This is a genomic window from Paenibacillus sp. FSL H8-0259, assembly GCF_037963255.1.
Lineage (GTDB): Bacteria > Bacillota > Bacilli > Paenibacillales > Paenibacillaceae > Paenibacillus_AQ > Paenibacillus_AQ phytohabitans.
This window is the reverse complement of record NZ_CP150147.1, coordinates 5,684,919-5,706,439: the sequence shown is the minus strand read 5'-3', so window position 1 is coordinate 5,706,439 and position 21,521 is coordinate 5,684,919. Positions and strand designations below refer to the sequence as shown.

Sequence of the window (21,521 nt, the reverse complement as noted above, 5' to 3'; positions counted from 1 at the left end):
CGTGGCTGCCGGGTTTTTTATAACCAATCATGGAGGTAAGGCAAAGGTCTGTCCAAGAAATTATTCTTCTAACAACGTAATGGATACGCTTACTTATTTGAACAAGAGGAGGATGAATGAATGAACAGCACAACCCGTGTCAAGAAAAGGCTATTCTCAGTATTGATGTCAGGAGCACTTGTAGCCGGAATGTTTCCGGCACTAGGTATGCCGGCCGCATCTGCTGCTACTGTAAATACGGTCTATGCAGCGGCCTATATGGGGGCAAAGACAACGGCAGGTACGACTCTGCCGGCAAGCGTTGATGTTGGCGGCCAGACTGCGGCTGTGAACTGGAGCATCGGCGAAGACACCTTCGATGTGCCGTATGACACCGTAACCGTGAACGGAACCGCGAACGGCGGGCCGGTGGTGGCGAATGTGGAAGTGATTCCGCCGGCTGATAGTCCGCTCGTCTACTTCGTGGACAGCGGCAGAGGCGGCGATTCCTTGGGGAATCCTCCTGGAGCCTCGCCCCTGTACGAAGCGGTCAAAATATTATCCGGCGGCAGCCTGCTTAACGGGTTACCGGATCAGAAATATGTCAGCGGAACAACGGATTGGGGCTTCGATGATACCGGCAATAAGGTAAAGAACTCCAAAGACGGGGGACTTGCCGATCCGGCGACGGAACCGTCCATATGGAAGGTTGGCCTGCGGGCAGATCCGTCCGGCAATCATATCGTTTATAAATTGAAAGCGCTTAATGCGGGCACTTATACACTCAGCAGCGGTTTCTATGAATGGTACTCCGGCACGCGCAACCGCGGGATAGAGCCGCGCCTGGAGTATAAGAATACCGCCGGGGACAGCAAGACGATCACGTTCACGCAATTTGACACCTCTACGACCAAGTTTATTTCCGGTGAATTCACCATTCCCGGGGATATTGATACTAACAGTCCTATGACCTTGACTTATGCTTCTGTATCCGGTGAGAAGCCGATCCTGAGCTGGTTCGCTGTTGCCGAAGGTGCGATCAAGCAAGCGCTTGATGATGCCCGGCAGACCGCAGCTTCTACGGTCAAAGTTCTGCTCGACGGCAACGATATTAAGGAAGACAATGTTAACGGCCTGACGTTCAAAGGCTTCGGCGTGCTGAGCGGCAACAGTACCAGCGCCCTGCTGATGGACTATAAGTCTGAACAGCCAGAGGCTTATGCGCAGCTGCTGCAGGTCCTGTTCGGCGGCGACCGTCCGCTGATCGACCATGTCAAGATTGAGATGGGGAATGACCGCAACAACTCTACAGGTCCCGACCCTTCGACGATGCGTACGGAGAATGAAGAGGCCAATGTAACCCGGCATCCCGGCTTCCAGCTTGCGGCTGATGCCAAGGCCATCAATCCTGCGGTTAAGGTAAGCTTCCTGCGCTGGAATGCTCCAGCCTGGGCCAATAATAACAACGATAAAATTTATACATGGTACAAAAATACGATTCTGGCCGCTTACCGTGAATACGGTTATATGGTGGATTACGTCAATCCCGATGTCAATGAGCATGCATCAGATTTGAACTGGATCAAGCAATACAGCGCCAAGGTTAAAGCGGATACTGTAGGCTTCGAGAGCACTGAGGAGGAAGCGCTGTATCACAACATCAAGCTGATTATTTCCGACGAGGTCGGAATCGGCACCTTCGGCGATGCTATGGTCAGCGATCTTTCGCTGCGGGAGGCGGTAACGGCCGCCGGATATCATTACAACACCGATGATGACAGCAAAGGCAACTTCAAACGGCTGGCCGAAGAATTCGACAAGGAAATCTGGAACAGTGAGGCGCAGGCAACCTTCAGCAACTCGGCCTTCCGCCCGAACAACAATATGAAGGACCCGTCAGCGGCCGGAACGGGGATCGGCGGCACCGGCGGTCCGCTGGAAATGGGCAATACCATCATTAAGGGCTTCGTGAATTCCCGCCGGACACACTTCATCTACCAGCCGGCGATCGGCTCTTTCTATGAAGGGGGACAGTATTCCTTCAAGGAGCTGGTCAGCGCGCGGGACCCGTGGTCGGGCTTCATACACTATGACGCAGGGCTGGTTATTCTCCAGCATTTCAACGGGTTCGCCAAGACGGGCTGGGAGAATGGGGATAATACAGCAGGAGTCTGGAGAGCGGTGCCCAAGGCCAGCTACACCGGAGCATCCGGCACGAACCCGGTCAGCGGACGGAACGGGACTCCGAGCTACATGACACTTGCTGCTCCGGGCAAGCAGGATTTCTCGACAGTCATTATCAATGACAGCGAGTATGAGAAGATCTACAAGCTTCAGGCGGTGAACATGGGCTATACAGGAAACCCTTCCCTGGAAGTATGGGAGACCCGTGCCGCGGATGAGGGTCAGGCTTTTAACAGCAATTATATGAAATATCTAGGCGATGCGGCTGCAGACGGCAGCGGTGTATACACGGTGAGAGTGAAGCCGTTCTCGATTGTAACTGTAAGCACGCTGGATAACCACGCCACAGCGGAGTCGCCAGCAGCCCTTCCGGTTGAGGGAGAGCGTACAGTGCTGGATACCGATGCAACAGGTTCCGTGCAGAATACGGAAGACGGAATTCTGTATGCGGATGACTTCAATTACGGCAGCAAAACCGTTCCCGTCATTGGCAAAGACGGAGTGATTGCCGGCGAGCAGAGCTATGTCAGCTCCCGCGGCGGTGAGCAGAGCGTCATTCCGCGTTATACCCAGGACCTTAACGGTGCCTTCGAGGGGTATCGTATCGGCGATACGGATAATTATGTCCTGCGCCAGCAGCTGGACCAGATTACTACAGGAGTTGGCGGTGCCTGGAACGGCGGAGACCCGGTCACAGCAATCGGTGATAACCGCTGGACCAACTATAAGGTCAGTGCCGATGTGTCTTTTGAGCAGAACAGCACTTACAGCGGCAACAATTACGCAGCAGTCGGAGCCCGCTATCAGGGCGGGTCACAGACGCTAAGCGGAACGCCATACGCACTGAAGTTCTGGTTCGACGGCGGCTGGCAGCTGCTGTCCAGCGGTACTGTTGTCGCCAGCGGCAATGCCGCTACAGGCACCGGCGGTGTGAAGCTTGAGGGTTACGATACCGCACATAACGCATGGCATAACATTGCTCTTCAGGTTGCAGGTGATAGAATCACTGCCTATCTGGATAATGTTGAGCTTACAACCTATACGGACCCGAATCCGAAGCTGTCAGGACGTGTACAGCTGGCAAGCGGCTTCTATCATGTCCGCTTCGATAATCTGAAGGTGGAGAAGGTAGACGGCTATACTCCTTATTATTCAGAGCTGCTGGATAATCTGGAGATGTACGATCTGGCTGCGGTTCCGCAATCCAAGCTGGTTTACGAGGGTGCATGGACCCATGAGAATGGCAAAGGGATGTATGTGTACCAGCGTTCCCTTTCGACCAGTCAGGCTGCGGGTGCGGTACTGAAATACACATTTACCGGCACCGGAATCGATATTCTGGGCCAGAACGACGGCTCAGCCAAGCTGGAAGCGAGCGTGGACGGCCGGACTGTAGTGCTCTCGGGCGCTGCTGCAGCATCGAAGGAGCTGTACCAGACCTTCATGCTCCGCGGGCTGGAATACGGAGAGCACACGGTCCAGATCAAGGTGCTGAGCGGGACATTAGCTGTGGATTCTGTTGGGGTTATCGCCGTTGGAGCTGCAGGTAACGTGAACACTGCTGCGCTTCAGCAGGCCGTGAAGGACGCGCAGGAAATCACACGGCAGGATGTATTCCCGGAGAATGACTGGAAGTTATTCTCAGATGCGCTAGGTGCAGCTGAGGCAGCACTGAATAATCCCGTGCTGTACAGATTGGATCAGGAAGGAGCAGCGCAGCTGGAAGCGCGATTGACATCTGCCTATATCGGGCTGGTTGTAGGCGATGTGAGGGAACTTGCCGCTCCTCAGGATACGGCTACTTATGCCGGGAAGAAGCCTAACCTGCCGGCCAAGCTGGAAGCAACGCGCGCTGACGGCAGCAAGGTGCAGGTGGCTGTGAAATGGAATGTAGACGCAGTCAGCTTCGACACTCCATATGGGCGGGTAGCTGTAACCGGTACTTTCGGAAATTTGAAGACAATAGCGTATGTGGAAGTGGTGCCTGCTGGTCTCGTATATTTCCTGGACCCTGGTGTCTCCGCTGACGGGGTAACACCGCCATTTACAACCATCAGGAATTTCGTCGGGGACAGCCTGCTGAATGACAAGGCGGATCAGTTGTCGACAGGGGATACGGTCTGGGGACATACCAACATTACGGCTAACTACAGTCCAAAGGGACTTGGCGGAGCAGTAGTTGCTACAGACAAAGCCCAGACTGGAGTATACAGCTCCAATACGAAGAATACACCTCTGGTCTACAAGCTGCCTCTGAATGCAGGGAAATATACGATTACGTCCTATCATCTGGACTGGTGGAGCAACAGCAGCCGGACGATGGATGTTACACTTAGCTATTCTGATGCTGAGGGGAAAGCCGTATCTGAGAAGGTTCGTACCGGCCTGGTTGCAGGTTCTGCGGGTACGGCGGTCAATCATGACTTCACGCTGCCGGTGAGCGGTACCGTGACCTATTCAGTGTACAATACGTTCAGTCAGGCTGCAGTAATCAGCTATGTAGCTGTAGCCAGAGATAAGGTTAGCGTTGCCAATGAGCAGGCAGTCAATGAAGCCAAGAGCATTATTGAAGGCGCAGCCTACAATGTAGGGAAGGAAACGGCAAACAGCGAAGAGGCTGTTCAGGCCTGGCTGGAGCAGACCATCGGCGGTTTGCCCGGCTTCAGTGAAACCGGGGTTACCATGGGTGACATTACCTTGTCGCCTTTCCAGCAAGCAACAGACGACAAGGATGGCAGCTTCACCTTCTCGGTTACGCTGAGCAAGGGAGAGGCGAAGGCGGATAGCTCGGCCAGCGGAGCAATTACGCTGCCGGTACCGGATACCGATCTGCCGGTGATTACCCTGAATGGCGAGGCGACAGTTAATCTGCCGGTTGGCTCGGAATATACGGATGCCGGTGCAACGGCTGCTGATGATCAGGACGGCGATATAACTGGCCGTATCGTTACAACAGTGACCAGTGAAGTATACGGCCTGACAGAGCTGGATACGGCGGTAGAGGATATTTATACCTTCCATTATAATGTCAGTGATACCGCAGGGAATGCAGCGGAGGAAGTAACAAGAACCGTAGTGGTTGCCATTGATCCGGATGTAACGAAGCCGGTGATAACCCTGATTGGGGAAGAATCCGTTCAACTGGAGAATGGCGCAAGCTATACCGATGCCGGAGCTACTGCGGCAGATGACCGCGACGGCGACATTACGGAGCGCATCGTGGCGGCGATTACGAAGGATGGGGAGTCAGTATTGACGCTCGATACATCGGCTGCTGGCACCTATTTGTATCATTATAATGTGACGGATACAGCAGGCAACGCAGCTGCTGAGGTGACCCGAACGGTGACTGTAGGCGAAGCAGAACAGCCGCCGGTGACACCAACACCTACGCCGACGCCGGAACCGGAGCCGACAACAGCTCCAACGGCAACACCGGCCCCTACGGATTCGCCAGTGTCTACGGTAGCACCAACACCAGCGGCTACACCGTCACCGGCGCCCCAGCCGCAGACCGAGAAGGTTCTTGCCCCTGGTGATTTCGCGGCTCCGGCAGGCGGGACAATAACGGTTCAGCTCAGTGATGCTACAGAATCCGTGCTGCTTCCGGCAGGAATATCGGGAATTACAGGAGAGAATACCCTGCGTCTCGCCTGGAGTACGGTTGCGGTCGACCTGACACCGGAAGTGCTGCAGAGCATTCAGGAGAAGGTTGCGGGTGTAGGAGGACAACCGGAGGGGGCGAGAATTAAGCTTTCAGCCGTGAAGACTGCGAAGGCTGCTGCGGAGCAGCTGATGAACAATCCGGCTGTCAACGGTTCCGTTCAGCTGTCGGCAGCAAGTGATGTAATCAGCTTCAGCCTGGAGGTAGTTGCTGCGGACGGCACGGCCGTGCCGGTAACCGCTTTTGACAAGCCGCTGAACCTTACATTCACTGTAGATCCTAATGCGAACCGCAGCCTACTCGGCGTCTATTATATTGCTGCCAGCGGTGCCCTTGAATACATGGGCGGAACACTGGCTGACGGTAAGTTTACTGCCGATGTACAGCATTTCAGCCAGTATGCAGTACTGGAGTATGACAAGAGCTTCTCGGATGTCAGCAACAGCAGCTGGGCGGCCGGTGTCATTAAGTCCATGGCTGCGAAGCATATTATCGAAGGCATCTCGGCTACAGAATTCAATCCGCAAGGTGAAGTAACCAGGGCGCAATTCGCCGCTATGATTACACGGGCGCTTAGCCTTAAGGCGGGAAGCACTCCGGCATTTGCTGATGTGGATTCCAAGTCCTGGTATGCCGGAGCTGTTGCCGCTGTAAATGAAGCGGGGATCGTACTGGGACGCAGCAAGGATGCCTTCGCTCCGGATGAGCGCATTACCCGTGAGGAAATGGCGGTCATGATCGTCCGCGCTTATGAGTACTTGCTGGGAAGCCATGCAAGCAATTCAAGCAATGCAAGCAATGCAAGCCAGGATATAGCTGCTGGAGCGTTCAGTGACTACGCCCTGATTCATGACTGGGCGAAGAACGCAGCCGGCACCGCCGGACAGGCGGGGTTGATCAAGGGCCGCGGCAATCAGCAATTCGCTCCGCAGGAGAGCATGACCCGCGCCGAGAGTGCGCAAGTCATCGCTAATCTGCTGGGACAGTTGTAAGAGGTACTCAAAGAACCTGGCAGCTGCGCGTAGCGGGCTGTCAGGTTTTTTATACGAATGTGAAATTTGCCCTCAATTTCTAGACACCCCTGGATTAGAGGGATAAATCCATCAGATTCGGCCTGGTTGGCCGGAAATGAGGAAATGGAAGGGATAAATCCCACTGAATCCACCGGAAGTGGGCAGAACGAGGAAATCAGAGGGATAAATCCCACTAAAACCACCGGAAGTGGGCAGAACGAGGATATTAGAGGGATAAATCCCACTAAAACCACCGGAAGTGGGCAGAACGAGGATATTAGAGGGATAAATCCCTCTAAAACCACCGGAAGTGGGCAGAACGAGGAAATCAGAGGGATAAATCCCTCTAAATCCACCGGAAGTGGGCAGAACGAGGATATTAGAGGGATAAATCCCTCTATATCCACCGGAAGTGGGCAGAACGAGGATATTAGAGGGATAAATCCCTCTAATTCCGCCAGCCAGCGTACCCTTAGTTCAATAGAGCGCTCCGTCATAAGGGAGGCCTCAGCTTTTTTTACCATATTTGCCGGGCGGGATGCCGGTGATGTTCTTGAAGGTGCGGATGAAGTTAGCATAGTCGTTGAAGCCGGACAGATAGCAGGTATCGGATACGGAATTTCCGGCGGACAAGAGCTGCTTGGATAAGGCTATTTTTTTGAGCAGGACATAACGGTAGATGGTTCCGCCGGTCTGCTGCTTGAACAGGTGACTGAGATAGTATTTATCAACGTTCAGCTCCCCGGCTATGTGCTCGAGCGAGAGGTTCAGATGCAGGTGGTTGTCGATGTAACTCATGGCCGATTGAATATGCGAGGAAATAATGCTGGGCACGGCGGAGCGGGTCCGGCTGTATAGCTCATTGACGATCACCAGAATTTGAATCAGGTAAGTCAGAGCCAGCACTTCGCTGCCGTATTGCTCACTCTCCAGTGCTGCAATCAGAAGTGAAGCTAGAGTCATATACTCGGTTAGCAGCGGTTCATCCATGCGGGCCAGATTATGCTCACCGGGCTGACGGTTCTGGAAACAGGCGAGCAGATTGGTGGTGGCTGTGCAGAAAGGATAGATAAGCGGCGCCTTGAAATGAATCGTCAACCGTTCGTAAGGCTCCGGGGACAAATTGATGATTTTGTGAATCTCGTGATTGTTGAACAGGAGCACATTGCCCCGCTGCAGCGGATAACTGTATTGGTCGACGAACCCGTTCACACTGCCGCCCAGGAACAGGAAGATTTCGTAGTGGTCATGAATATGGAAATCCCTTGTCGGTGAGATTGGGGAATTGCCGATACCGGCCAGAATATCGCCGTTGAATGTTTGATGATAACGGGCATGTTTCATAGTCATTGCCCCTTTCAGATTGATCGCAACAAACGCAATAAAACATCATTATTCGCAAAGACATTGCAATAATACCACACTACACTAGAGAAGAAGAATACCTGAAAGGGTGGAATTGTAGATGAAGGGTAAGGAACAGCGAAAATACTGGCTGGATACGATGCTGCTGATCGGGGGACCGGTGCTGGAGGCTTTAGCGAAGCGGCAGCTGAAAGAGCAGCTGCCTACGGAGTTTCATAGTGACCGGAGCCGGTTTGCCCATCTGGAAGCTTTTGCGAGACTGGCCTGCGGGATGGCCCCCTGGCTGGAGCTTGAAGGACTTGAAGGAGAAGAAGAACAGCTTAGAGCCCGTTATGCCGCGCTGATGCTGGAGGCTATCGGTGCAGCTGTCGATCCGCAGTCGCCTGACTATATGGAGTTCAAGACGGAAGGGCAGCCGCTGGTCGATGCCGCCTTCCTGGCCCACGCGCTGGTGCGCGCACCGAAAGCGATTACAGGCCGGCTGGATGAGCGGGTCAAAGGCCATTTAATTGCAGCGCTGAAGCAGACGCGCCGGACGGCTCCAAGCGGCAGCAACTGGCTGCTGTTCAGTGCAATGGTGGAAGCGGCTTTATATATACTGGGCGATGCCGACTATGACCGGATGCGTGTCGGTTATGCGGTTCATATGTTCATGGACTGGTATAAGGGCGATGGTGTCTACGGGGATGGCAAGGATTTTCACTGGGATTATTACAACAGCTTCGTGATCCAGCCGATGCTGGTTGATGTCGTGGCCATCTTTGAACAGGAGTCGGAGCAATATGCTGCACTTAAGCCGGTGATTATGGAACGGGCACAGAGATATGCCTCAGTGCTTGAACGCAGCATTGCACCGGACGGCACCTATCCGTTCCTCGGGCGCTCGATTGTGTACCGTTTCGGTGCGTTTCAGCTGCTGTCGCAGGCGGCGCTGCAGCATTTCCTGGAGGAGGCACTGCCTCCGGCACAGGTACGCTGCGCTTTGACTGCCGTGATAGAGCGGATCATGAATGCTCCGGGTACGCTGGATGAGAAAGGCTGGCTGCGGCCGGGGATCTATGGCTATCAGCCGGAGCTTGCGGAGAGCTACATCAATACGGGCAGCCTCTATTTATGCGCTGCCGTATTCCTTCCGCTGGGGCTGCTTCCGTCCGATCCCTTCTGGTCGGGAGAAGAGCTGAAATGGACTGCGCTGAGGATAGCAGACGGTGAGAATGTCATGCGGGATCATGCGCTGGAATAGCGGGTGTTCAGCCGCTTTAACGATTATGAGGTGCGGCACTAATCAGGGTGGAGCACCGATAAGGAGGAAGAAGAGGGCATGAACAGACAGGAGCTTGCCGGTATTGTGCAGGACATGAAACCGGCGGACTGGAGCTTATATTATCCGCAGGGAGATTCGGCGGGTTTTTGGACCCGGGCGTTATCATCCGGAGGATTACAGGCAGACATTAGCGAGATTCGCGCAGAGGCGCAGAGGCTGGACGGTCAGCCTATATCCGCGCTGACGTATACGCTATTTTCTATTTTTGCGCGTACAGGCTCGAGACTGGAATATGAACGGGTCTATTTCGAACGGAGAAGAAGACTGAATACCTATGCATTCCTAAGCCTGCTGGAGCCGGATAATACGGGGGCTCTGGAGAAGCTGGAGGATATCCTCTGGGTCATCTGCGATGAGTACACCTGGTGTCTTCCGGCCCATCTTCCCGCAGACCATGACGCTGCTGAGATCAGCCGGCATATTGACCTGTTCTCCTCCGAGACGGGATTCACCTTAAGTGAAGTGTTACTGCTGCTGGGGGACCGGCTTCCGCTGCTGCTCCAGTCCCGGATACGGCATGAGGTAGAGTGCAGAATCTTCCGGCCTTTTCTTGAGCAGGGGCCATATTTCTGGGAGACATCACGCCATAACTGGGCGGCAGTCTGTGCGGGCTCGATCGGGGCAGCTGCGCTGCTGCTGGTGAAGGAACCGGCCATGCTGACGGATATTCTGCTGAAGACAGAGAGCAGCATGAGCTATTATCTGGAAGGCTTCGGGGACGACGGCGCTTGTCTGGAGGGGCTGGGCTACTGGAATTATGGCTTTGGCTATTTCACTTATTATAGCGATCTGCTCCGGGCAAGAACCGGAGGCAGGCTGGACTGGTTCAAGCGGGAGAAGGTATCGCAGATTGCCCGTTTCCAGCAACAATGCTTCATCGACGAAAGTCATGTCGCCAATTTCTCGGATTCGGTGCCTCAGGTACGTGTGCATATGGGCTTGTCCCATTATCTGGCGGATGCCTATGCGGATGTCCTGCGGCCGCCGTCCGCTCTGCGTGCGCCGTTCACTGAAGATCACTGCAGCCGCTTCGCACCGGCGCTGCGTAATTTGATCTGGACCAGAGCCGGCCGGGAGAATGTGGCTTGGGAGGCTGCGAGCTGCTATCTTCCCGATGCCGCTTGGATTGTCTCGCGTCATGTGCCGGCAGCAGGCTCCTTCGGGTTCGCCGCCAAAGCCGGCCACAATGATGAGCCGCACAATCATAATGATCTGGGCCACTTCATTCTTAGCGGCCGGGGAGAGATCTACGCTTCCGATCTGGGCAGCGGAGAATATACCGCTGATTATTTCGGTGCCGGACGTTACAGCTATGACTGCAATGGATCACAGGGACATTCAGTGCCGATCATCAACGGCCAGTACCAAGGCGCAGGGCGGGAGTTCAGCACGGCAGTACTGCATGCATCTGCGGCGGCGGAGAAGGATGAGCTGACGCTGGAGATGGCGCAGGCTTATCCGGTGTCAGGCTTGCAGTCCTTGGTGCGTTCGCTGGTCTGGCACAAAGAGGAGCTGCCACGTCTGGAATTGACAGACACCTACCGGTATGAGGGAGCTCCGGCGAGCTGGACGGAACGGTTTGTAACCTGGCGCAGGCCTAAGCTTCTTCACCCGGGCAGCGTACTGCTGCCGGGCACTGCGGCGGGTCACGGTGTCGAGGTCACTTATGATCCTGAGGCAGTCCGGCCGGAGATTACCGCGCATGTGTACCTGGATCATTATGGCCAGGAGACACTGTGGCATAGTCTGGACTTCCATGTTCTTCAGCCGGAGGCGGAGGGAACATTAGCATTCACTTTTCAATTTCTGTGAAGATTGAACAGGCGGCCCGAATTCCAGGTAATCTCATCCGCCGGAGTTACTGCTTCTCTGCTGGGGGAAGCTCTAATCTAAACTAAATATTGAGGGCATATAACCCGCGTAGAGGACGATTCCAACAAAACGGCCGGTCCAGCGCGGGTGTTCAGACGGAATCCGGCAAAATGTTGTATGAAATACAACTTAGGTGCTGCTATACCGGGATGTGTAGGAGGATTGTTGTATGAAATACAACAATTTCTTCATTAAACTGCCTGGATGAGAAGAAATGTTGCCTTTTGTACAACAATTTTGGATTTGGGCCGGTTTATTGTGGGAAATGTTGTATTTTATGCAGGATTTAACAACGGGGCGGGGAACCCGTAACTTCTGCGGCGATAGCAGCGCCTGGAAAGCTGCTGCGCACGCCGCCTGGAAACTGCTGCGTACGCCGCCTGGAATCCCCACATTTACCGCATTTAAAGCAAATTTTTCGTAGAAATCTTTCGTTCAGCTTATATAGATCAGAACTTATCATTCAAACAAAGGCGGGATTCAGATGAGTGGAACAATACAGCAGGCATGGGTAGAAGAGGCCTGGAGCAAGGCACTGGAGAAAACGCGAGCAAACAGCTTGAGAATCGGCGCGGAATTCCCCCATGCCAGCCAAGGCGGCAAGTACGTACTGGAGACACCGAGCTGGTGGACAGCCGGCTTCTGGCCGGGTATGCTCTGGCAGCTCTATGCCGGGAGCGGGGACGAGAGCCTGAAGGCGATTGCCGAACGCTGCGAGCAGCGGCTGGACGAGGTGCTGGATGGTTATGTGAAGCTGGATCATGACTTAGGCTTCATGTGGCTGCTGACCAGCGTAGCCAACTTCAAGCTCACGGGCGCAGAGGAATCACGGGTCCGGGCGCTTAAGGCTGCCAACTATCTGGCCGCCCGCTTCAACCTCAAAGGCCGCTATATCCGTGCCTGGAATCCATGGAGAGAAGGCGAAGACAACAGCGGGGTGGCTATTATCGACTGCAGCATGAATACCAGTCTGCTCTTCTGGGCTTCTGAAGTAACCGGAGACCCGCGTTACCGGCATATCGCCGAGGCCCATATGGATACGGTGCTGGAGCATTTCATCCGGCCGGACGGCTCTGTCTATCACATTGTCAATTTCAACCCGGAAACGGGTGAAGTGGTAGAGAAGCGCGGCGGACAGGGTTATGCACCGGAGTCGGCCTGGTCGCGCGGCGCGGCTTGGGCACTTTACGGGTTGTCGCTGGCCTATCATCATACCGGCAAGCAGAGCTACCTTGATGCATCCAAGCAGGTTGCCCATTTCTTCCTGACGCGTCTGCCGGAGGATCAGGTTCCGCATTGGGATTTCCGGGCTCCCGGTGAGATCGGCGAGATTCGTGACAGCTCCGCCGGTTCTTGCGCGGCGAGCGGCCTGCTGCTGCTGGCGAGCCAGGTGGATGAATCGGAGGCACATGTCTACCGGAACGGCGCGCTTAGAATTACGGAATCCCTCTACCGGAATTATGGGACCTGGGATAATGCGGAGGAAGAAGGGCTGCTGCTTCACGGTACAAGCAACTACCCGGAGAACCGGAATATCGATGTTCCTCTGATCTACGGTGATTTCTTCTATGTTGAAGCGCTGGCGCGGATCAAAGAAGCCGGCCCGTTTTACTGGGAGTAGGGGGATATGATGACTAACGGGAGAGCAGCATCAGACAAATTATCCTTGCGGATTGCAGACAATCCGCTGAAGACGCGGGCGGACCTTGTGACCGCTCTTGAACAGCTAACGGGTCCGCTACGTCCGCTCTACAGCAAAGGCGGCGCAAGACTTGAGATCGGCAGAACCGGAGCGAGCTATCCGGCAGCAACTGCCGGGATGGAGGGTTTTTCCCGGGTATTATGGGGGCTGGTCCCCTTGCTCGCCGGAGGCGGAAGCAGTGAAAATTGGGACATCGTGCTGGAGGGCATCCGGCATGGCACCGACCCTGCCCATGAAGAATATTGGGGAGATGTAAGGGATTACGACCAGTGTCTGGTCGAGATGGCGGCTTTCGGCTTCGCGCTTGCAGCGGTTCCGGAGCAGATCTGGTCACCGCTTGCTCCACAGGAGCAGGATCACCTGTACAACTGGGTGAATCAGATCAACTCGCATCCCTGCTATGACTGTAACTGGCTGTTCTTCAATGTACTTGTTAATGTTGGGTTCCGCACCATCGGCCGCCCGTATGATGCGGTGCAGCTGGAGAACAACCTGCAGCGGATGGATGCATTCTATCTGGGAGAGGGCTGGTACAGTGACGGTGTTGACGGGCACTGCGATTATTATGGACCGTTTGCGATCCATTACTATTCGCTGCTCTATGCGAAGCTGATGGAGAAGGAGGACCCAGAGCGTTCCCGATTGTTTAAAGAACGCGCCCGGCTGTTCGCCGCTGAATTCCTGGGCTGGTTCGCCCCGGACGGCTCCGCGCTTCCTTACGGGCGCAGCATGGCATACCGCTTCGCCCAATCGGCGTTCTGGAGTGCCTTGGCTTATGCGGATGTTGAAGGCTTCCCTGCCGGTGTGGTGAAAGGCATCGTTCTGCGCAATCTGCGCTGGTGGTTCAGCCAGCCCATCTTTGATGCAGCAGGCGTATTGACCATTGGATATACGTATCCGAATCTGGTCATGGCGGAGAATTATAATGCACCCGGCTCACCCTACTGGGCGCTGAAGACTTTCCTGCCGCTCGCACTTGGTGAAGAGCATCCGTTCTGGAGCGAAGAGGAGCTTCCCCTGCCGGAAATCCCGGCAGTTATGGTTCAGAAGCCTGCACATCTTGTTCTGGTCCGCGAGCCGGCCTCCGGTCATGTGGCGGCGTTCAACAGCGGCCACCTGTACACGAATGAGCATACCCATACCTCGGCCAAATACGAGAAATTCGTCTATTCCACAGGCTTTGGGTTCAGCGTACCCCGTTCTGAGTGGGGGCTGTCGCAGGGGGCATTCGACTCCATGCTTGCGCTCAGCGAAGGCGGGGACAATCTGTACCGCGTGCGGCGCCGGAATGTGGAATCCGAGATCACGGACAACGTCCTCCGGTCGGTCTGGAAGCCATGGACTAATGTGGAAGTCCGTACCTGGGTGGTAGCAGGGCTTCCCTGGCATATCCGGATTCACCGGATTGAGACGGGCCGGGCACTTGACGCCGCTGAAGGCGGGTTCGCCCTGGGCCAGGAAACGGAGCTTGCGCAGCAGACCGACAACTCAGGCACAGCAGTATCTACAGCTTGGGGAACCAGCGGAATCAAAGGACTGACGGGTTACGGAAAGGCAGAGCTCATCTGGCCCAATGCCAACACGAACCTGCTGCGTCCCCGGACGGTACTGCCAACATTGACGGCTACGCTTGAGCCCGGAATTCACTGGCTGGCTTCGGCCGTCTACGGTGATCCTCCGGCTGATTCTTCAGCACAGCAGGTGAACGGGGCCGGTAATATTCTGGAGCAATCTCCCGAGGCCTTGCTGCAGGTTTCTTTTGCTGAGGATGGCATCACGGTTCAAACTACGGGCGGAACGGAAATTTTTATCCCGATACAATAGAAAAAGGCTGCATCTTCACGTGATTGTGAGGGTGCGGCCGTTTTTGATTATATGCATCCCATATGACCTCATCTAACGTGTTTGGAAATCGGCTAATCCTTATTCATCACGCGGAAACTATATAGATTGAACCGCAAATCTTTACGTCCGGACAAGTAGCCGATCAATCAATTCAAGAGGGCTCTTATGGATCCGTTTCATGAAAGCTGCGACATGAGTACGGATGACGTAATACTTATGAAAAAAGACATTGTTTATTACTTTGTGTTTTAGCCATTTCCACAATCATTCAACAGGATTAAGTTCAGGGCTATATTTGGGTAGAAAAACAAGCTGAAGTCTCGGATTCTCTCGCAGAAACGGCGGAATTGCATCTGCATGATGAGTGTGAGCGTTGTCTAACACCATGATTCATCTTCAAATAAAAGATGGTCAATTTTTCCTTGGTTCAGTTTCTCCTTCAGCTCAGGTAAAGTGACCTCGCGGAATTGTTTTTGTTCCTCTTTGTTGGCTCGTACCAGCGTATAGGTGGCTTTTGTGTAGCTAAAACCAAGCCGATTCAGCATTTTAGAGATTCCTTATAGGGCATATTTCTCGCTGAACTCGCGAAGGATCCATTTTATGAGTTCAAGTTATATAGTATTTTTAGTGAATATAGTGAATATAGTATTTTTAGTGAATATAGTGAATATAGTATTTTAAAGTAGGAAATAATCGTTGGTATAGAAAGGATGGAAATAATATGTTTAAAAAAATATACTTAATAGCCCTTGCATTGACTATTATTTCAGGAGTGGCATTAATATCCAATTCAAAAGCAGGCTCCTATCCAGAAATGGTAACCGCAAATAAGTCAGATGAAAATCCTGTTAACACTAATTTTTCAGAATAACGTGAAATCTGTAGAATCAGTGAAATCCGTAGAATCAGTAAAAACGATGAAATCCGTAGAATCAAGACTCGCAAAAATGTATTTTAGTCAACTCTATACACCTTATGGCATTTTCGTGCCAGTAATGAACAAAGTATATTCAAGGAATCTGAGCTATCAAGAAAGTTAGATCAAATCGGATCTAATACGAATCAACTAATTTTTGAAAACAAGTTCTTCTTAAAAGTAGATGAATCAATATTAGATAAATTGTATCCCAGTGCGTTACTCACAAATGAAACAAATGAAAACCCGGCTGACTGATCCTTATCCACTAACCTCACATGTTATACGATAATAAATAAATTCTATTATTATCAAGATTCATAATTCCGATCATTACGTTGTCGAAGCTGGAATTAAATACATTAGTTCCTGTAATAGAAGCATTCGTTTGGTTATTTCTAATCATATAGTACCCCCGTGCAGCATCAAGCGTTATTAGCTTCGATGTTGTCTCGTCTGTGATCGCCCTAATTTTCTTGGAGAATGAAGCTGTAAAATCTGATGGAAGAGGAAGTTCAGACCAATGATTTGCGTGGCCCTTTTTCACTATATCATTCATGCTCTTAGAAGTGACCTGATAGATATATAACCGGTATCCATCGCCCAATGCTCCATATGATTTATAACTGTATATAATTTTGCTTTCTTTTGGGAGCGGTATTCCAAACTTATCGTGGAAAAATTCAATCTCTTTATTATTTTTGAAATAACCTCCGTAAAATACTGCTAATACTATTATTAAGGAAATGAATCCAATAATAATTTTTTTTGTGTTTTTCATCTCATACCTCAATTTCTATCATTTATATAGTAAGAGTAGGGTTAGGATATATCTCCACGTAAAATAACTCATGCACAATATGGAAAACTGATTGTCCATGAGTAAACTCTAATTTATATTCCTAGTATTCATCCCGAGTGTTGAGCAAGATACATTAAGTTAACAACTCTGAACCACACAGGTAAAGACAAAAATTATGATTGAATCCTCCGTATGGTATTTACAACCATATGGCCCCTTCACATTATCAATAATGGAATATAAAGTCAATCTATTCATCCTAATCCCGGTTTTCTCCCAGTATCTCCCCCAGCAACTCCCGTGTATCTGCCCACAACCTGCGCTGCATCGCTTCATCGCCGCCAGGGGATACCGGTACAATGGACTTTCCTGTGCCCACGTTAAAATAACCTCCGGTTACTGTCCCATAAAACGGGTCCACGATTAACCGGGTGATAATTTCTGCCCCTCTTCGCGGATCACCGAGCCGGATAATCTTCAGGATCCGCTCGATCACAGAAGCGAACCGCAGCTCGCGTCCCAGTCCGGTTACATTGAAGCCCGGATTCAGGGCATTGACGGTTATTCCGCTGTCTGCCCATTGCCGGGCCAGTTCTGCCGTGAACATGATGTTTAGCAGTTTGGTTTTGCCGTAGACAGGAGAGGAGCCCCGGGCAGTAAAAGCAGCAGTATCCGTTAAGTCCCCGGGCAGGCGGAGTACACCATGACGGCGCGATGCCTCAGAGGCTACGTTGACTACTCTGGCCTGGCCTGCATTGCGCAGTGAAGTCTCCAGTCTATGCGTCAGCAGCCATGGTGCCAGATAGTTCACAGCCATCATCTCCGGCAAACCTTCGGCAGTGGTGCGGGGCTCGAAGGCGTGGATTCCTGCATTGTTCAAAAGCACGTCGATAGAAGGGCAGGCGGCGGCAATTTCAGCGCCAACCCGGTTCACATCCTGCATCAGCGACAGGTCTCCATAGACAAAACGGATATTTGCAGCAGGCTGACGGGCCTCGATGATGGTTCTGGTAGCCGCAGCACGTTCTTCACTGCGGGCAGTCAGGACAAGCGCATAGCCTCTTTCCGCCAAATGGACGGCTACAAGCTGTCCCAGTCCGCTAGTGGCTCCGGTGATGACAACGGTTCGTTGTTTGGGCATGGTTATTCTCCTTTAAGTAATGTATAATTGATATATGTCCACTATAATTATATGGTGGATATATGTCAACTATATTTGCGGCAGTTATCTATAAAGCAAAGGACTGGTGAATGAATATGAAGCAGAACCCAATAAACGATATCCAAGTAAACAATGAACCAATAAACATTGATCAATCAAGGCTTGACTCAAGAGAACAGCTGGAGCTGGCGCTGGGAGAGCAGCTTAACGCACTGATCAGCGCAGCCCATGCGCTGAATGTCAAAGCCGCCGCGCGGTTCGATTCCTCGTTGCAGCCGGCTGCCTTCCATATTGTCCGCTGGCTCTATTCCTATGGGCCGGCTAGTGCTGCCGCCATTGCGGAAGCAACAGCTATGGACCGCAGCGCGGTCAGCCGTCTGATCAAACAGCTGGAGTCTCTGGGCTATGTGAGCCGGGAAGCCTCACCCGATGACGGGCGGGCCATCCTCCTCTCACTTACAGAGCAGGGACAGCAGCATACAATAGCTGCCCTTAACGAGAAGGGTTCCGTGTTCTTCGGGCGGACTGCGGCATGGAAAGACGACGAGCTGCATCAGTTCATTCACATGCTCAAGCAGATCAACGGGCTATAAGCTGGTGACGGCTTAGCGCCTCCTTTACTAATTACAAAAACTTGCTAGTTAGACCATGGAGCCTGTAACCGCTTTCCCGCTATAATGTGCGTAGGCATACGAAATCGGACAATCCGGGAGGAAGCTATTCCATGAAATCGAATGAGGACTTTATACTTGCCGCACCAGACCAGGCGGTTCATATTTATCTGGACCCGAAGGGGACAGATTATAACGGACTGCGCCGGGTGGCGGAGTCTTTCGGCGCGGATATCGAGCTGGTGAGCGGTATAGCACCTGTGATTCTGACACGAAAAGAACAGCTCTCAGAAACCGTCGTCATCGCCGGACCCATAGGCGGAAATGAGCTGATCGACAGGCTGATTACAGAAGGCGCCCTCGACGTCACGTCGATTCAAGGCAAGCGGGAATGCTACCGGCTGCAGCTGGTTGAGGCTCCAATGCCTGGCGTGGGCCGGGCGCTTGTCATTGCGGGCAGCGATAAACGCGGGACAATCTATGGCATTTACTCCATATCTGAGCTGATTGGGGTCAGCCCGTGGGTGTATTTTGCCGATGTGATTCCGGAGCAGAACACCACACTGTCCATTCCAGTAAGCAGACTGAATCGCAGCTCCAGAGAACCCTCCGTTAAATACAGGGGGTTCTTCCTGAATGATGACTGGCCGTCGCTCGGCTCCTGGGTCACGCATGCTTTTGGCGATTTCAATGAGGATTTCTACGACAAAGTGTTCGAGCTGGTCCTGAGACTGAAGGGGAACTTTCTGTGGCCGGCGATGTGGAGTGCAGAATTCAGTCTGAATGGTACAAGCAGTCCGATTGCTAACGCGGTTCATGCCGATGAATACGGCATTGTTATGGGAACGTCGCATCATGAGCCGTTGTTCCGGGCCGGCAGCGAATGGCAGAAAGTGTATGCGCAGTACGGGACAAGCAATCTGTGGGATTTCGCCCGCAACCCGCAGGCGATTACCGCCTTCTGGGAAGACGGAATTAAGCGCAACCGACACTATGATAATCTGGTTACACTCGGCATGCGCGGAGAGAGTGACTCTGCCCTCGAAGGCTCAGACCAGGAGAATATTGAGCTGCTGAAGCAGATTATCCTTACCCAGAAGGCCCTGCTGAAGAAATACAATCTGGAGCATATGCCGCAGGTTCTGGCTGTGTACAAGGAGGTCGAGAAGTATTGGTACGGTACGGCGGAAGCAGAAGGGCTGAAGGATTGGGAGGTGCTGCAGGATGTGACGATTCTGCTCTCGGATGACAATTTCGGCAATCTCCGCAAAATCCCGGAAAAACATGAGCAGCAGCGGGAGGCCGGCTGGGGAATTTACTACCATTTTGACTACCACGGAGGCCCGCATTCCTACGAGTGGGTGAATGTGACTCCGCTGGAGAAGGTCTGGGAGCAGATGACCATGGCGTTCGATTACGGCATCCGCGATATTTGGGTGGTAAATGCCGGCGACTTGAAGCCGATGGAGCTGCCGCTATCCTACTTCATGGATTTAGCCTATGACTTTGAAGCCTGGGGAACCGGAGCGATTAACCAGACAGAGGAGTACACCCGGCGTTGGGTGGAGCAACAGTTTGGATCAGACCTTACACCTGGGACGGTTGACGAAATTGCGCAGGTGTTAGCGGATTACACCCGGATGAACGGGCGGCGCAAGCCGGAAATTATCAGAGCGGGCACCTTCAGCCTGCTGCATCATCAAGAGGCGCAAAGAGTGCTGGAACAAGCGCTCAGCCCGGAGCAGGCGGCGGCCAGGTATGAGTCTGAGCTCCCAGCGGCGCTCAAGGATGCCTATTACCAGCTGGTCTATTATCCGGCAGTGGCCTCGGCGAATGTGGTCAAGATGCAAATCTACGCCGGACTGAACAGGCTGCATGCCGGACGCGGCAGTGTACTTGCCAATACCTATGCCGATCTGGTACTGGAGTCTATTGAGCGGGATAAGCAGCTGGAGCAGCACTACAATACCGGCATCTCGGACGGCAAATGGCAGGGCATGATGAGCTCCCCGCATGTCGGCTATGTGAACTGGAACGCGGACGGCTGGAGTTATCCGGAGGTCAGCAGAGTGACCCCTGCCAAGGAAGCCATCATGATTGTTGGTGTAGAGGGAACGGAGCAGGGTTACACAGCAGGGACAGCGGGTCTCACTCCGTTTACGAATCTTCAGCAGGAGACTTATGAGATTACGGTCAGCAGCGGCGGAGCCGGGTTCGGATATAAGGCAGTCAGAAGTGCGGAATGGATCAGGCTGGACCGGACCCAAGGCTGGGTGGATACTGGAGCGGCGATCCGGGTTTCAGTAGATTGGGAGAAGGTGCAGGGGGCGGCTTCAGGCCATATTACCCTTTCAGGTGCCGGTACAATCGTAACCGTTCAAGTAGAAGTGGAGTGGACTGACATTACTAATGTGCCGCCGATGACCTTCATCGAGACGCAAAATACCGTTTCTATCGAAGCGGAGCATACTCTAAACCGCGTGGCGAAATCCGGAGCCGAGTGGAAGACTATTAACAACTACGGACGGACCTTGTCTTCGGTCAAAATGTTCCCCGCCGGCAGCTCCTTTGATCAGCCGGAGGAAGCGCCTTGTCTGGAGTACCGGCTGCTCGTCCATCAGGACGGGGAATACAGCCTGACCGCCTATATTGCGCCGACTAACCAGTTGTCTCCAGTCCGCGGCCTGAAGTATGCCGCCGGATTCGACGGAGAACCGCCGGTCACCGCAGATGCGCTGCCTCCGGGTTATGAAGGCGGCAACCATGACAATGAGCCGTGGTGCCGTGCGGTGATGGACAATATTCATACGCAGGTTACCCGTCATGTTCTGGCCAAGGGGCAGCATACGCTGCGCTTTTACGGACTGGATGCCGGACTTGTCCTGCAGAAGCTGGTATTGTCTGCCGGACCGCTGCCGTATTCCTATCTGGGGCCGGTGGAGAGCTATCACAGCTGACTTCCGGCGGGTTGCCGGGACCGCCGCCATCGTCAAGCAGATGGCGGCGGAAACCCGCAACACTATGCGCACTACCCTTACTCCCCGTCACTCCCCGAAACTCCCCATAACTCCTCATCACTCTC

Annotated in this window: 14 protein-coding genes; 9 read left to right on the top strand and 5 right to left on the bottom strand. The window is 53.1% G+C overall.

Translation table 11 applies throughout. From position 1 onward, the window contains the following. The first annotated feature begins 120 nt into the window (after positions 1-120). Positions 121-6,819, top strand: coding sequence for an S-layer homology domain-containing protein (locus NSU01_RS24730; RefSeq protein ID WP_144026098.1), 6,699 nt, complete (start codon positions 121-123; stop codon positions 6,817-6,819). 528 nt (positions 6,820-7,347) lie between these two features. On the opposite strand, the gene NSU01_RS24725 is transcribed toward NSU01_RS24730, so the two are convergent. Further along, positions 7,348-8,184, bottom strand: a complete 837-nt coding sequence (locus tag NSU01_RS24725; RefSeq protein WP_076244608.1) for an AraC family transcriptional regulator — start codon at positions 8,182-8,184, stop codon at positions 7,348-7,350. A 121-nt stretch (positions 8,185-8,305) separates the two neighbouring features. Here NSU01_RS24725 and NSU01_RS24720 point away from each other — a divergent pair, with 121 nt between their 5' ends. The 5 genes from NSU01_RS24720 to NSU01_RS24700 all read left to right on the top strand — a co-directional run bounded on the left by NSU01_RS24720 (position 8,306) and on the right by NSU01_RS24700 (position 14,927). Next, entirely contained in the window at positions 8,306-9,448 is a 1,143-nt protein-coding gene (locus NSU01_RS24720; RefSeq protein WP_042138908.1) for a DUF2264 domain-containing protein, read from the top strand. 78 nt (positions 9,449-9,526) lie between these two features. Further along, positions 9,527-11,341, top strand: coding sequence for a heparinase II/III family protein (locus NSU01_RS24715; protein ID WP_076244610.1), 1,815 nt, complete (start codon positions 9,527-9,529; stop codon positions 11,339-11,341). Positions 11,342-11,615: 274 nt separating this feature from the next. Further along, on the top strand, positions 11,616-11,825 hold the full coding sequence (locus tag NSU01_RS24710) for a hypothetical protein (protein ID WP_076244612.1): 210 nt from the start codon (positions 11,616-11,618) through the stop codon (positions 11,823-11,825). A 60-nt stretch (positions 11,826-11,885) separates the two neighbouring features. Then, positions 11,886-13,022: a glycoside hydrolase family 88 protein gene (locus tag NSU01_RS24705; RefSeq protein WP_042138905.1), complete on the top strand. Its 1,137-nt coding sequence runs from the start codon at positions 11,886-11,888 to the stop codon at positions 13,020-13,022. A gap of 6 nt (positions 13,023-13,028) precedes the next feature. Then, entirely contained in the window at positions 13,029-14,927 is a 1,899-nt protein-coding gene (locus NSU01_RS24700) for a DUF2264 domain-containing protein (protein WP_339302348.1), read from the top strand. Positions 14,928-15,212: 285 nt separating this feature from the next. Here the strand turns inward: NSU01_RS24700 and NSU01_RS24695 are convergent, their stop codons facing one another. Together NSU01_RS24695 and NSU01_RS24690 are read right to left on the bottom strand one after the other, a co-directional pair. Beyond that, complete coding sequence (locus NSU01_RS24695) at positions 15,213-15,335, bottom strand: transposase (protein ID WP_076244614.1); 123 nt, start codon at positions 15,333-15,335, stop codon at positions 15,213-15,215. Beyond that, complete coding sequence (locus NSU01_RS24690) at positions 15,326-15,493, bottom strand: winged helix-turn-helix domain-containing protein (protein ID WP_083705558.1); 168 nt, start codon at positions 15,491-15,493, stop codon at positions 15,326-15,328. The genes NSU01_RS24695 and NSU01_RS24690 overlap by 10 nt, the downstream gene beginning before the upstream one ends. Before the next feature lie 176 nt (positions 15,494-15,669). On the opposite strand from NSU01_RS24690, the gene NSU01_RS24685 reads away from it, so the two are divergent. Next, entirely contained in the window at positions 15,670-15,819 is a 150-nt protein-coding gene (locus NSU01_RS24685; RefSeq protein WP_179093529.1) for a hypothetical protein, read from the top strand. A 319-nt stretch (positions 15,820-16,138) separates the two neighbouring features. Here NSU01_RS24685 and NSU01_RS24680 read toward each other — a convergent pair whose 3' ends face one another. Both NSU01_RS24680 and NSU01_RS24675 read right to left on the bottom strand, forming a co-directional pair. After that, a complete protein-coding gene (locus NSU01_RS24680; protein WP_076244617.1) occupies positions 16,139-16,645 on the bottom strand; it encodes a hypothetical protein in 507 nt (168 codons plus the stop codon). A 280-nt stretch (positions 16,646-16,925) separates the two neighbouring features. Continuing rightward, positions 16,926-17,807 carry an SDR family NAD(P)-dependent oxidoreductase gene (locus tag NSU01_RS24675; RefSeq protein WP_076244620.1) on the bottom strand — a complete coding sequence of 294 codons (882 nt, stop codon included), beginning with the start codon at positions 17,805-17,807 and terminating at the stop codon, positions 16,926-16,928. 116 nt (positions 17,808-17,923) lie between these two features. Here NSU01_RS24675 and NSU01_RS24670 point away from each other — a divergent pair, with 116 nt between their 5' ends. Together NSU01_RS24670 and NSU01_RS24665 are read left to right on the top strand one after the other, a co-directional pair. Next, a complete protein-coding gene (locus tag NSU01_RS24670; RefSeq protein WP_076244696.1) occupies positions 17,924-18,421 on the top strand; it encodes a MarR family transcriptional regulator in 498 nt (165 codons plus the stop codon). A 131-nt stretch (positions 18,422-18,552) separates the two neighbouring features. Further along, positions 18,553-21,396, top strand: a complete 2,844-nt coding sequence (locus NSU01_RS24665) for a glycosyl hydrolase 115 family protein (RefSeq protein ID WP_076244621.1) — start codon at positions 18,553-18,555, stop codon at positions 21,394-21,396. Positions 21,397-21,521: the final 125 nt, after the last annotated feature.